A 12,921-nucleotide genomic window follows, 5' to 3' on the forward strand; every position below is an offset into this window, starting at 1 on the left:
CTACTGACCCCACCAACCTCCCCGTCTCCACATACTTCGCCCGTCTACACTGCGCCTCCCTCCCCGTCACACACGCCTCCTTGATCTCCAACCCTGCTACCCCCACATCCAACGCCAACCCTACATACGTCCCGTTGCCCAACCACTTCGACATCTGCGCCATCTCACGAATCCTTTGCGCATACCCCGCAATCTCCCCCTTATGCAGATAGCTCCTCGTCGAAATCCCCAACACCTTCTTCAACGACGCATTACCCTGCAATCCCGTCCCCATCCGTGCAGCCCCTTGCATCTGCACCTCCAAGCGACGAAACACCGCCTGGCGCTGCTGGATAAACGCCGCCCTGTCCAACCCGCCGTCTTTCAACCGCTGATGCAACCGCTCGATTTCCTCCAACGTTTGCGCCACTTCATTCAGGTGCCGCGCCCAGGCCGAAGTCGCACTGCCGACGCCAATCGAGCCGTTCGCCATGAAACTCTGCAGCAAGTCATAGTTGCCGAGCAGTGCCGTACCCGTCGCCGCATTCAGTGCCAGGTGACGACGGACTTCCTCGGCATGGCGCATCAACCACGCTTCCTCGACCGAGCAATTCAGGCTGTGGCTGTCGGGAATAATCACCAGTTGCCCCGGTGCCACCAAGCCGGGCCGCAGGTGCCGATTCAGCACGTCAAAATGATCCGAGCGCGAACGACTCAACCCGCCACCCATCAATCGGGATTTGAGGCTTGGGTAGTCCGTTGCGCGGTCGTTGATAAAGCTCTGCGCCATGCCCCACATCCAGGATGCAATTGAGATGGCGTCGAAATATAAGCAAGCGCCTGCGCCCCGGACACAAGCCCAGGGGGGTCGCTTTACATTTGGGAAGCTGCCTACGCAGCGGTGAAATAAAGCCTACAGAAACCGCGCTAATACCCGGTCATTTCCAGGTAACCCACCCCACCGTCAAACCGCACCGGCCCTTCCCAGTACGGAATACTCAGGTTCATCCAGGCGTTCGGGTTGACGGCTTGGGTGGTGATATCCAGCTGTTTGCCGGGGATTTTCAGCGACCAGCGAGTGGGAATCTTGCGACCGTCAATCGTGGTGGTTTCCAACGGCACCAGTTGGATATCCGCGTTGTGCAGCGTCTGCGTCTGGCCTTGCGCGTCGATCCAGGTCCCCGTGAGATAACCCGCGCCGTCGGCTTGCCGCACCCGAAACAGCATCAACTGCTCGCCACGGTCCAGGTGCAGGGAGAACCAGTCCCAGCCGGTCTGGCTGGCGCTCAGCGGCTGGCTGCTCCACTCGCGGTCGAGCCAGGCCGGGCCGGTGACTTGATACACCTTGCCATTGACAGTAACGCTGCCACTGGCACTGAAAAACGGCTGGCTGTAGTAGTACGACGCCTGGCCCTGGTCGGACTTGCGGCTGTAGCCCTCGTCACCCTGCAACACCAATGGGCGACTGGAGGTCAGCTGTAGGTCATAGGCGAATTGCGCACCACTTGCCTTGAGTTGCATGTCGGCCAGGCTGCTTGCGGCGCCGGGACGGGTGACGAAATTCCAATCGTCGATCCAGGCATTGAACGGCTGCGCCTGGGCCCCGGCCTGGCCCACGCCGCCGCGCGCAAAGCGTTCGGCGGCATAGTGGTGAGTGGCGGACGTCACGGCGGCGTGGCCAAGCCAGATCGTCGAATCGCGCCAGCCCGCCTCGGTCGGCCCGGCCTTGAGCGCATTGCGGAACAACGTCCACTGCACGCCGAAGACATTGCCCTGCGCGTCCTTGAGGTTGGCGGTGACGTACCACCACTCGATACGAAAGCCCGGATGGGGGCCATGGTCCTCGGGAAAACTGAACACTTTGCCGGGCACCACTTGGGCAAAGTCCGCCGCGTCACTGCCCAGGCCGGCGAAGCTTTCCTGCGGCTCAGGGACTTTGTCACAAGCGACCAACAAGCAGCACATCCACAACAGCCACTTAATCTTCATTGGCAAACGTCCTCAACAAATCCGCCGGACGACTGCGATACAACTGCCACAACGGCCATGCCGAGGCCAGCAAGGTCGCGAGCATCGCCAACCCAAGCAACTGCGCGAGTTGCCACGGGAACACCTGCAGCGGCAGGCGCCAACCAAAGGCCTGCACATTGATAACCGCGTCCAGGCACCAGGCCAACAGCAAGCCGAGCGGCAAGGCCAAGACCAACGTGAGTACCGCCAGCAGCCAGTTCTGGCCAAGGTTGAGCAGCATCAATTGCCGACGCGTGACGCCCAATGCCCACAGCGGTGCGAGTTGGCCCAGGCGACTCTGGCTCTGGGTCAACAGGCTGATGAACAGCGCCACACCGGCCACGCCCAGCGTCAGGCTGTTCAGGGCAGCAGTGGCGGCGAAGGTGCGTTCGAATACCTGGCTCGACCAGCCTTTGAGTTGCTGTTGATCGACGATACGGCTGTCTTCCAAGGCAAAGGCGCGTTGCACCTCACGCGTCAGCGGTGCCACGTCTGCCGGTGACACCCGCAGGTTGAAACGCGCCGGTGACAGCGTCGGCCAATGGGTCAGCAGGTGCTTGGAATTGACCAGCACATGGCCTTTAGGGTTGCCGTAATCGGCGTAGATGCCCACTATTTTCGGCGTCCAGGTGCCCTGAGGCGTCGGGATGCTCAGGGTATCACCCAACTTCACCGCGAGCCTGCGTGCCAGTTGCTCGCTGAGCATCAGCGTGTCGCCTTGCTGCAACTGGTCCCACGGCTCGCTCGACGCCTCCAACAGCGGCCAATGCTGGCGATAAGTGGGGTCGTCGACCACGCCAAACAGATCCGCCGGCCAGCCCTGCAATTGCACCGCGACTTGCCAGGTGGGCAACACCGCCTGCACTCGCGGTTGTTGCGCCAACCATCGGCTCAGTTGGTCGGCCTGGGCCGGGTTTTGTGGGTTGAGGTACAGCTCGGCAGTCAAACGCTGCTCTAGCCAGTTGTTGAACGTATGACGAAACCCCGACGTCATGGAGCCTGCCCCGATATTCGCGGCCAGAGCCAACAGCAGCGCCATCAGGGCCAGGCTCAACGCCGGCAATTGCTGACGGCAATCAGCCAGAAACCACTGGCCCAGCACCGAACGGCTGCGTCCCAGAACGGCCTTGAGCAAAGCATTGAGCACCACCGGCAAACCCAGGGCCGCACCGAGCAGTAACGCAGCCATCAGCACGAAGCCAGCAGCCAGGCTATGACCGAACCCCAGCGCCAGCACGGCGATCACCAACGCAGCAGCGGCCACCCACCCTTGCCGCTGCAACCAACGCCCATGGGCCTCATGCCAGGCCTGCGCATTGGCCAGCGCCAACAAGGGCAAGCGCGCCGCCCGCCACAGGCTGCTGGCACCGGCCAGCAACGCGCCGAGCAAACTCAAGCCCAACCCGGCACCCCACCACCAAGGGCTCAGGCTCAACTGCCCCGGCACCTCGGCGCCATACAAACCACGCAGGCTGGCGGCGACATCCGGCAGCAACAGGCTGGCCAACAGGTAGCCGCTGGCCACGCCCAGCAGGCCACCCAGCAACGAAAGCACACCGAGTTCGACGCCCAGGCTGACGATCAACAGACGCACACTGACGCCGCAGGCACGCAAGGTGCGCAACAGCCCGCGCCGTTGCTCCAGGGCTAGCCCAATGGCGGCGTGCACGATAAACAGCCCGACCACAAAGGATAGAAAGCCCAATGCATCGAGGTTCAGGTGAAAGCTTGCGGTGAGACGCGCGAGGTTATTGTCCTCGCCTTGCTTGAGTTGCAGCCCGGCGGGCGGCATGGGCTGGCCAGCGGCGAAAGTCTTGTCCACCAACAGCCGCGACAGGCGCTCAGGCATCTCCAGCACAGGCTGGGCAAAGCCGATATCGGTGAGCAACACTCCGGGGGCCATATCGGCCTGGGTTTGCAGCGGCGGCAGGGCGTGTCCGCTCAGGGTGATGGGCTGTTGACCTTCATGCAGCCCCAAGGCCTCCAAGGTCTGCGGTGCAATCCACGTACGCCCCGGCGGTTCGAAAAACGCCAGCATTTGTGCCTGGCTCAAACGCTGCCCTGCCACCGCGCCACTGCCGGGCAACGACACCGGGTCGATGCCCATCAATTGCAGGCGCACCTCCTCGCGCTCCTTGAGCTGCACCCGCCCTTGAACCACCGGCGACACCGCCCAACCGGCCCTACGCAACTGGGCGAAGACTGCTTGGGGGAAACTGGCGCCGTCCGCCGCGCCGAGGCTGGCCTGGGGTTCGCCGCCGATCAACTGGCTGGCGCGGGCATAGCTGTCGCGTGCCTGGCTGTTGAGGGCCTGTACGCCGATCAGCAGCGCGGTGGCCAGCCACAAACCGGTGAGCACACTGAAAAACTGCACCGGATGGCGCCGCCAATGGCTGAGCAGCGCGCGCAAGGTCCAATAAAAAACTGCCATTTCAGACAGCGCTCGCGGGCACGACATGGCCGCGATGCAACACCACCTGCCGGTCCAGGCGTGCGGCAATGCGTGGGCTATGGGTGACCATCAACAAGCTGGTGGGACTGTCGCGCAACAGGTCCAGCAGCAGTTGCAACACCTCGTCGCTGGTGGCTTCGTCGAGGTTGCCGGTGGGTTCATCGGCCAATAACAGGCGCGGCCTTGACGCCAACGCGCGCCCCACCGCGACCCGTTGCTGCTGGCCGCCGGAAAGCTGTTCCGGATAACGCTTGAGCAGACCACCCAGGCCCAGGCGCGCCACCAGCTGTGCCTGCCACTGCGGATCAAACCGCCCGGCCAACCGCGCCTGGAACGCCAGGTTGTCCTCGACCCGCAGGCTGCCGATCAGGTTGAACTGCTGGAACACCAGCCCGATCTCCGTGCGCCGCCAATGGGCCAGTTGCGCTTCGCTGAGTTGGTCGAGGCGCTGCTCGCCGACCTGGATGCTGCCACCGTCCACCCGGTCCAGGCCGGCCACCAGATGCAGCAAAGTGCTCTTGCCGCTGCCCGACTCGCCCATCAACGCCAGGCTGCTGCGCTCGGCCAGGTGCAGGTCCACTCCGGCCAACACCGCCAACGGCCCTTGGGGGGTGGCATAGCTTTTGAACACACCTTGCACTTGCAGCATGAGAACACTCGTTTGAGGGGTGGCAATCGAGAATAACGGCTGGCGATCCAGGCCATGCAAATTTTTCACATGGATTTCACCGGCTAACCACCCCACGCACTCTAGATTACCGGCCATGGGTCATTCGTCGGCAACTTGTTAGTTGCCATGCCTGACAACTTTTTAACCGCAACATGTTCAGCGAAAAGACAGCCTCCCTGTGACAGCCTCTGGCTTCACTGTGGGCATACGCCAACACGTTGCGCCTAATTAATAAAACATTGCCAACACTGCCCATGGTGAATGAAGTGGTTGACCTTACCCTGACCAAACCGCGCTCGCGATGGGCCTTTATCAAGCGCCTGCGACGACTGTGGCTGGGGCTGTTCGTGGTCGGTTTGCTGCTGGCTGCCAGCCTGCTCTGGCACGCGTCGCCCAAGGACCTCGGCGTCGGCAACCGCCTGCTGACGTCTCACGTGCTGCCCCTCTGGCGCGACGGTGACCTGATCGTGCTGGTGCGCCACGAAGAGCGTTGCGACCGCTCGACCAACCCTTGCCTGGGCCCCGTGGAGGGCCTGACGATCAACGGCAGCCAGAACGCCGAAACACTGGGCAAAGCCTTTAAAACACTGGGCATGGACGGCAGCGACGTGCTGGCCAGCCCGGCCATCCGCACCGCTCAGACCTTGCGCTTCATGTTTGGTAAAAACGAACTGACCTCCGGCCAGCAAGCCGTCTGCGGCGCAGCCATGGGCGAAGAATTACTCAGCCACAAAACCCCCGGACGCAACCTGGTCTTCGTCACTCACAGCGGCTGCATTGCCGACTTCGAAAGCACCCTGGGCTTTCCCCATGCCGCCTTCCCCAAATACGGCAGCGCCTTGTTCGTGCAGGTATTGCCCAACGGTAAATTCAAGACGCTGGGCATCGTCAATGGCCCGGACTGGCCGGCCGCGTTAAAACAACTTTAAACACTTTCCTGTCCATTTGTTCAGCAAAAAGACAGCCCTGCTCTGGCATGTTTAGTTGCGCCTTTTAACTAAGGACATCATGACTATTTTCCGTAATTCAGTGAATGCTGTGACTTTTTCTTCTATTACCTCATTACTTGAAATCCCCACAACTAAACGTCAGGGAGTGACGTTTGCATGACTCGATTAAAACCTCTGCCACTTTTATTACTGGCCTTTATCGCGTTTTACCTGTTGCCCCTGGGTCTGCACGGCTTGTGGATCCCGGACGAAACCCGCTACGCCCAGATCAGCCAGGAAATGCTCCAGAGCGGCAACTGGGTAGCGCCGCATTTCATGGGCATCCGCTATTTTGAAAAACCCGCTGGCGGCTATTGGTTGATCGCCTTGGGCCAAGCGGTGTTCGGCCAGAACCTGTTCGGTGTGCGCATCGCCTCGGCGCTTACGTCCGGCTTGAGCATGCTGTTGGCCTACCTGATGGCCCGCCGCCTGTGGAATGACCCGCGCAAAAGCTTCGCCTGCGCCCTGCTCTACCTGAGCTTCGGCCTGGTGGCCGGGCAAGCGGGCTACTCCAACCTGGATCCGCAATTCACCCTGTGGGTCAACCTGAGCCTGGTGGCCCTGTGGTTTGCCCTCGACAGCCACACAGTACGCGGCCGTCTTTGGGCGTGGACCGTCGTGGGCCTGGCCTGCGCCCTGGGTTTCCTGACCAAGGGGTTCCTGGCCCTGGCGTTGCCGGTGTTGATCGCCGTGCCTTACATGCTCTGGCAACGCCGCCTGGGCGAACTGCTGCGCTATGGCCCGCTGGCCATGCTGGTGTGCTTGTTGGTGTGCCTGCCTTGGGCGCTGGCGATCCATCTGCAGGAACCGGACTTCTGGCGCTTCTTTTTCTGGAATGAACACATCCGCCGCTTCAGCGCCGACAACGCGCAACACGTGCGGCCGTGGTGGTTCTTCCTGCCGATCATCGCGGTAGCGTGCCTGCCTTGGGCAGGGTTGCTGCCGAGCACCCTGCGCAAGACCTGGCAGGAAAAGCGCCAACCGACCATCGCCTTCCTGGCCCTCTGGCTGCTGTTGCCGCTGGGTTTCTTCAGCCTGAGCAACGGCAAGCTGCCGACCTACATCATGCCGTGCCTGCTGCCCCTGGCCTTGTTGATGGGGCATACGCTGGTCGACCTGATCAACCGGCATAAAGCCCGCACGATCTGCCTCAATGGCCTGCTCAACTTCGTGATCGGCATGGCGGCCATGGTCGTGCTGATCTACCTGCAAATCGCCCGGCCCTTGTACAGCAACAGCCATGCGGAGATGTTCAGCCTGTCCCTGGCGTTTATCGTGTTGCTGGGGTGGATCCTCACCAACCTGCTGCAAGCTTTCCGCCCGCTGACGCTGTGGGCGATGCCGGCGCTGGGCATCGGCCTGCTGGTGATCCTGCTGCCGGCGAGCATGCCGGAGTGGATCGCGGACAACGAAATGCCCGACCAGTTTGTGCTCGAACACCTGGAAGAACTGCAACAGACCCAAGCCCTGCTGAGCAACGAACTGGGGAATGCCAGTGCCTTGGCCTGGCGCCTGAAACGCCCGGAAGTGGCGCTGTACGACACCGAGGGCGAGTTGCGTTATGGCTTGCAGTACGCAGGTTCGGTGCACCGCAAAGTGGAATTGGAAGAGGTGCAGGCCTGGCTCAAGGAACAGCGCCAACTCGGCTCGGTGGGCGTACTGATGCGCGTCAACAGCACCAGTGAAATGCGCGAAGCCGGGCAACTGCCGCCCGGAGGCAAACGCTACTACAAGGGCTCCCTCGAACTGATCATCTACTCGAAATCGCCGTGATGGCGGCTTTCTGGAAGAACGAACGCGGCGCCCTGCTGCTGTTGCTGGGCGTCACCGCCGTGCTGCTGCTGACCGGCCTGGGCGCACGCGACCTGTGGGGCCCGGAAACCCGTTGGGCGAACATCGCCTTGCAGATGCTGCAGAGCGGTGACTATTTCGATCCCTACCTCAAGGGCGCGCCCTATTACGACAAACCCCTGCCCTCCTACTGGCTGGTCACCGCCAGTGCCCACTTGCTGGGTGGCCTCGGTCCCTGGTCACTGCGCTTGCCGTCCGTGATCGGCGCCTGGCTGAGCGTGTGGCTGGTCTACCTGATCGGCGAACAACTGCTGCGCAAGGGCACCGGGCTGATTGCCGGTTGGATGCTCGCCACCACCTTCTACTTCCTGTTCTGGGCGCGCGTGGCCACGGCCGACGTGCTGACGGTGTGTGGTGTGCTGGCGGCGGTGTGGTGGTACTGGCGCGGGCCGGAGGACACACGGCTGGGTCGCTACACAGTGTTCTTCCTGCTGCTGGCCGTGACATCGCTGTTCAAAGGGCTGATCGGTTTTGTGCTGCCCGGCCTGGTGCTGCTGCCACACCTGCTGGCGGAACATCGCTACAAGCGCCACCTCAACCTGCGCCTGGTGTGTGCCTTGCTGATCGCTGCGGCGGTGTATGCCGTGCCCTTCGTGCTGTCCCATGTCTACGGTGCCCCTAGCTATGGCAGCAGCGGCCTGGCGTTGGTGTTCCGCGAAAACGTGGTGCGCTTTTTCGACCCGTTCGACCATATGGGCCCGATCTACACCTACCTGATCTACCTGCCCGCCTACACCCTGCCCTGGGTGCCGTGCTGGCTGCTCGGCCTGTGGCTGGCGCTGCGGCACTGGCGCCACACGCCGCCGAACGTGCGGTGGCTGGTGTGGGGCCTGGGCCTGTTGTTCGTGTTCTTCACCGCCAGCGGCAGCCGACGCAGCTACTACGTACTGCCATTGGTGCCCTTCGCCCAACTGCTCGGCGCCTGGTGGGTCAGCGAACGCCTGCGGGCCACGGCCAGCCAGCCAGTCACGCTGGTTCAAGGGCTTCGCTATCGCCGCCGCGCTGATGCTGTTGATACTCGGCGTGGCCTACCCCTGGAGCAACAGCAACGGCGGCGTGACCCGCTTTGCCGAAGACGTGCGAACCGAAGCGACCCAAATCGCGCCGTGGGAGCAATGGCAACTCGTGCTGGTGGAAGCGGACAACAAAGTGCCGATGTACCTGCAAAACGGCGGCAAGCCGTTCTACTACGTGGCCGAAACCCAGGACTTTCCCCGCCAGGGCGACAGCGCGGCATTCCTGGCCTGGCTGGAAAAAACCAGCGGCATGGCCTTCGATCCGCAACGCACGATCATTGTCGCGCAGTACGCCAAGGACGATCCCGCGCCACTGGCTTACCTGGGCAAGGATCATCGGGTGATTGGCACCCAGCCGGATAATGGCGAGCGGTGGTTTCACAAGCGTGAGGATGGGAGCGTGGCGTTTGTGCCAGAGCGTCGATAGACAGAGGTTTCACCGGTTCAACAGGTCGATCTTCTCCCGCGTCCCCTCATCAATAAGCCCGCGAAGCCTCTCAAACAAAGGATCGGCATCCGTGTAGCCTTTGCCGTAGGTCAGGTTGAATCCATAGTCGAAATCGGGCGGGTTCTTGCCCTGATTGTGCTGGAGAAGAGTCTCCAGTTTGTCCAGCGCCTTGACGGCCTTGGCCTCGGCAGACTGTGCGGTTTCATAGTCCTCCCAGAGCGCCATTATCTGCGTTTGCAATGGTCCGTCGAGTGCGCGGGTCAGGTGTAGAAGGTCTTTTCTTTCTTGCTCGCTCTTGTCGGGAAATGACGCTTTGTGGATGGCCGGGATGTCGCCATGGATGGCCTCTCCCAGGTCATGGATGACGCACATCTGGAGCAGTTTGAGCCTGTCTAGATGGCGGAATTGATCCTCGAAAACCATCGCCATCAGGCACAGGCGCCAGCTATGTTCCGCGGTGCTTTCGGTGCGCCCTGAGGTGGTGTGGGCGCTGCGGAGTACGTCCTTGAGTTTTTCCGCCTCGCGAATGAAGGCAAGGCGCGCTTTGATCTCTTCGGTGTCCATGGTGTTCTCTGGCTCGGTCGACTGACAGGCTGCGCGACTGCACAGGCGGCCAGACTAGGTCCAGGGCTATCCGGCGTCCACGCATAAGATATGCGTGCGCCCGTGTCAGAGTGTCTCGACCAGGCGCGCGGCCGTTCCGTCCGAGAGGGGGATACGGGTCCAGCGGCAAACACCTTGCGTGATGGGTACGAGCAGCGAGTCATTGGCGCCCGTCGAAAACTCTACGGCAGGCGGTGCCAGGGTTTCGCGCCATCCGGATGCGTTGAGTGCCAGCTCCTTGCGCATGATCTCGGGGGTGGCGAAACGCCAAAGAGAGCAGCCCATCAACTCACTGATCGGGTGCGTGAACTCGGCGGCTCGGCTCGGGGAGCACGCCAGCAGACGGTGGGTCAGGTCGCAGACAAGGTGCATGGGCCGCGGGCTCTCGCTGACCAGCCGGGCCAGGACGTGATCGGCGGCGGCGTCGAGGCGAGCGGCCAGCAGTTGCTCAAGCTGTTTGTGCGCCACCGGGTCCATGGCCTGCACGCCGCTTTCCCAGCGGGAAATGGTCGATTGGGTCACACCGAACACCTGCGCGGCATGGGATTGCTTGACGCGGTGCAACAGGCGCCAGCGCCTCAGCGCAACGCCAGGCAAGGCCAGCGGTAACAATGTGTCAGACATGTCGAGATTCTCGAGAGGCGACGGGGCGGGTCAGTTTGATGGATGTTCACCCACGCCTGCAAATCAACTCTCGGGATTGATCCCGCTTTTGCGTGGCACACCGGCCTCGTCCGTGCCCACTCGCAACCCTGCGACCTGCTCCTGCACCGCCCGTCCCTCTGCCCGATTGCGGATGAACCCAACGCGGGTAAATCGCTCCAGAAACGGCACCGGCAAGGTCTTGCCCGGTATCACTGCCGGCCGCTCGTCCACATCACCGAACAGGGTATACGCGGCATTTGGCAAGTGCCGGGTATTGAGGTCACTGGTCAGCCGTCCTTCCTGCAACACAATCGCGCGGTTGGTGACCCGTTGCAGGTCGGACAGGCGCTGGGAAATGTAGAGGATCGCCACACCCCGTGCGCGCTGGCAGTCGATCAAGCCAAGCAGGCGTTCGGCGTCGGTTTCCGTCAGGGCGGCAGTGGGTTCGTCGAGGATCAGGAATCGGGGTTGCTGGGCAAAGGCGCGGGCCAGCACCAGTAATTGGCGGTCCGCCTGGCCGAGGCGTTCGACCGGGTGTTGCAGCGGCAGCTCCAGGCCCAGTCCGGCGGCGATGGCTCCGGCACGTTGCAGAAGGTTTTTGCGATTGAGCAAGAAGTCGGCGTCGGGTTGGCCCAGCTCATCGAGCAACAAGTTCTCGGCCACACTCAGGCCGGGGGCGATCCCATCGTCGGGGCGTTGGTGCACCGCCACGATGCCAACCCGCCGCGCCGACAACGGCGAGGTGAAACGTTGGCGCTGGCCATCGACCCACAGCTCACCAGCGTCCGGCGCCAGGCTGCCGCTGAGGATCTTTACCAGGGTCGATTTGCCCGCCCCCGTGGCGCCGAGCAACGCCACGCCCTCACCTGGATAAATATCCAGACTGACCTGATCCAGCGCCCGTTGGGCACCATAGGTTTTGCATAGACCAAGCAAGCGAATCAGGGGCGCGGGGGCAACGGGGTTGCTCATGGCTGATCTCTAAGGCGGAACGGTGACTCATTACAACGCTTAACGGCGCTGATTTATTCCGAACAACAATGAGTTAGGTCCCGAATTAAATGCATTACCTCATGAACAATCCAATAGCTGAATCGCATAGCCGAATTTTTTTGAGTTATAAGGCGATTGTCGGCAGTTTGATGAATGCATTCAGCGTGGCATCCGGCAATGCTCAGCGAAGGTACAAACCGGGGACATCGTTTACATATCTGACCGCGCTGCCTGGTTTTGGGTCTGCTGCGCAGCCCAACGCGGGCGGTGCGACGATTCGACAAGCCCGCTCGCCACAGGATATCGCGTAAGCATCTTGAATTTATTAAACGCAGAGTGCGGTAGATGGCATTTGGTCATGGTTTGTAAAGGGCCAGCAAGGCGTGTCGCTTTTAATTGCAGGACGTTTCCTAGACAATCCTCGCCGCCTTGTGCCTGCCGGGATCGGTGGCTAGTCTTCGCTCCGTCGCTGAACTTCAGTGATCGGGTTTAGCAGCCTGACTTCAATGGGCACACGGTTCACATCTGCGTTTATGGTGGCTGTGCGCGGGGCACCTTCGGGTGCGCTGGTTTTCCTATTGACCGGTCTGCTAACCCGCGTACAGCTGCCACCCGCGTTTAGCAGCGTCGGCGGTAGCTCCTTTGCTCAATAGGAGTTGCACCATGAACAAAGCCCTACCCGACCCACCCTGTGACCCCGCAAAAGACCGCGCCGCGTTCAACCGCGCCATCGACCATTACCTGCCTTCACAGGGTTTCCACGTCATCAACGAAGACCTCAGCTTCGAAGACGCCCTGCTCTACACCGCCAGTTTGCTCGACAGCGCTTCAGCGACTGCATTGGATTGCGGCGAGCTGCTGCCCAGCCCAGAGCGGGCTAAGATCCTGGCGGTGTGGCATTTACTGGAAATGGCCAAGACGACGGTGGATCGCTCCATCGCGTGCCTGAAACCTTCGCCTACCACTGCCTGAACACGGCGTCCTCACGTTTTTCGCCGGCAAGCCGGTATCTACAGAAACCAAAAAGCGCATCCACGATGCGAAGCGAGTCGCTCTTGATTTTGAGCTCAGGCGCCCCGTCAAACACGCTGGCCGGAATTCGACAGGGATTTGGGGGGTAAACCGGCAGGGATGCCGGTTTAGCCGCCCCGCGCCATGGATGGCGCGTGGCGGCGGCCCCCCAAATCACTGTCGGATTACGGGCACACCGAGCCTAAGCGAGGTGCCGAGTGTTGGGGCGAAGACCTTTTGGTTACTTTTGGGCC

At 61.9% G+C, this 12,921-nt stretch carries 10 protein-coding genes and 1 pseudogene; 4 read left to right on the forward strand and 7 right to left on the reverse strand.

The features are described 5' to 3' along the window. From HX812_RS21190 to HX812_RS21205, 4 genes are all read right to left on the reverse strand, one after another. The coding region (locus HX812_RS21190; protein ID WP_178949126.1) for a hypothetical protein at positions 1 to 769 on the reverse strand (769 nt) is incomplete at its 3' end. A 137-nt stretch (positions 770 to 906) separates the two neighbouring features. Next, on the reverse strand, positions 907 to 1,968 hold the full coding sequence (locus HX812_RS21195) for a lipocalin-like domain-containing protein (RefSeq protein WP_038849065.1): 1,062 nt from the start codon (positions 1,966 to 1,968) through the stop codon (positions 907 to 909). Continuing rightward, positions 1,958 to 4,420 (reverse strand): ABC transporter permease, encoded by a 2,463-nt coding sequence (locus HX812_RS21200; RefSeq protein WP_038849068.1) that lies wholly within the window; start codon positions 4,418 to 4,420, stop codon positions 1,958 to 1,960. Before HX812_RS21200 ends, HX812_RS21195 begins: the two co-directional genes overlap by 11 nt. 1 nt (position 4,421) lies before the next feature. Continuing rightward, on the reverse strand, positions 4,422 to 5,090 hold the full coding sequence (locus HX812_RS21205) for an ABC transporter ATP-binding protein (RefSeq protein WP_038849069.1): 669 nt from the start codon (positions 5,088 to 5,090) through the stop codon (positions 4,422 to 4,424). Positions 5,091 to 5,365: 275 nt separating this feature from the next. Here HX812_RS21205 and HX812_RS21210 point away from each other — a divergent pair, with 275 nt between their 5' ends. The 3 genes and pseudogenes from HX812_RS21210 (at position 5,366) to HX812_RS21220 (ending at position 9,394) form a co-directional block, all read left to right on the forward strand. Beyond that, a complete protein-coding gene (locus HX812_RS21210; RefSeq protein ID WP_038849073.1) occupies positions 5,366 to 6,040 on the forward strand; it encodes a histidine phosphatase family protein in 675 nt (224 codons plus the stop codon). Positions 6,041 to 6,217: 177 nt separating this feature from the next. Continuing rightward, positions 6,218 to 7,873 carry a lipid IV(A) 4-amino-4-deoxy-L-arabinosyltransferase gene (arnT, locus tag HX812_RS21215; protein WP_038849076.1) on the forward strand — a complete coding sequence of 552 codons (1,656 nt, stop codon included), beginning with the start codon at positions 6,218 to 6,220 and terminating at the stop codon, positions 7,871 to 7,873. Further along, positions 7,873 to 9,394: pseudogene (locus HX812_RS21220) on the forward strand (ArnT family glycosyltransferase). Before arnT ends, HX812_RS21220 begins: the two are co-directional and overlap by 1 nt. A 9-nt stretch (positions 9,395 to 9,403) precedes the next feature. Here the strand turns inward: HX812_RS21220 and HX812_RS21225 are convergent. The 3 genes from HX812_RS21225 to HX812_RS21235 form a co-directional block, all read right to left on the reverse strand. Continuing rightward, positions 9,404 to 9,979, reverse strand: a complete 576-nt coding sequence (locus tag HX812_RS21225) for an HD domain-containing protein (RefSeq protein WP_038849079.1) — start codon at positions 9,977 to 9,979, stop codon at positions 9,404 to 9,406. A gap of 105 nt (positions 9,980 to 10,084) precedes the next feature. Continuing rightward, positions 10,085 to 10,642: a helix-turn-helix transcriptional regulator gene (locus tag HX812_RS21230; RefSeq protein WP_038849081.1), complete on the reverse strand. Its 558-nt coding sequence runs from the start codon at positions 10,640 to 10,642 to the stop codon at positions 10,085 to 10,087. 63 nt (positions 10,643 to 10,705) lie between these two features. Further along, positions 10,706 to 11,635, reverse strand: a complete 930-nt coding sequence (locus HX812_RS21235; protein WP_038849082.1) for an ATP-binding cassette domain-containing protein — start codon at positions 11,633 to 11,635, stop codon at positions 10,706 to 10,708. 684 nt (positions 11,636 to 12,319) lie between these two features. Here HX812_RS21235 and HX812_RS21240 point away from each other — a divergent pair. Then, positions 12,320 to 12,628 carry a DUF6124 family protein gene (locus tag HX812_RS21240; protein ID WP_038849084.1) on the forward strand — a complete coding sequence of 103 codons (309 nt, stop codon included), beginning with the start codon at positions 12,320 to 12,322 and terminating at the stop codon, positions 12,626 to 12,628. The last annotated feature ends 293 nt before the right edge of the window (positions 12,629 to 12,921 follow it).

The organism is Pseudomonas sp. IPO3749 (assembly GCF_013386605.1).
GTDB classification, from domain to species: Bacteria; Pseudomonadota; Gammaproteobacteria; order Pseudomonadales; family Pseudomonadaceae; genus Aquipseudomonas; species Aquipseudomonas azotoformans_A.

Excerpts from the sequence above, each read along its gene's own strand:
- HX812_RS21195 (WP_038849065.1), bottom strand. The coding sequence starts at position 1,968 with ATGAAGATTAAGTGGCTGTTGTGGATGTGCTGCTTGTTGGTCGCTTGT.
- HX812_RS21200 (WP_038849068.1), bottom strand. The coding sequence starts at position 4,420 with ATGGCAGTTTTTTATTGGACCTTGCGCGCGCTGCTCAGCCATTGGCGG.
- HX812_RS21205 (WP_038849069.1), bottom strand. The coding sequence starts at position 5,090 with ATGCTGCAAGTGCAAGGTGTGTTCAAAAGCTATGCCACCCCCCAAGGG.
- HX812_RS21210 (WP_038849073.1), top strand. The coding sequence starts at position 5,366 with ATGGTGAATGAAGTGGTTGACCTTACCCTGACCAAACCGCGCTCGCGA.
- arnT (WP_038849076.1), top strand. The coding sequence starts at position 6,218 with ATGACTCGATTAAAACCTCTGCCACTTTTATTACTGGCCTTTATCGCG.
- HX812_RS21225 (WP_038849079.1), bottom strand. The coding sequence starts at position 9,979 with ATGGACACCGAAGAGATCAAAGCGCGCCTTGCCTTCATTCGCGAGGCG.
- HX812_RS21230 (WP_038849081.1), bottom strand. The coding sequence starts at position 10,642 with ATGTCTGACACATTGTTACCGCTGGCCTTGCCTGGCGTTGCGCTGAGG.
- HX812_RS21235 (WP_038849082.1), bottom strand. The coding sequence starts at position 11,635 with ATGAGCAACCCCGTTGCCCCCGCGCCCCTGATTCGCTTGCTTGGTCTA.
- HX812_RS21240 (WP_038849084.1), top strand. The coding sequence starts at position 12,320 with ATGAACAAAGCCCTACCCGACCCACCCTGTGACCCCGCAAAAGACCGC.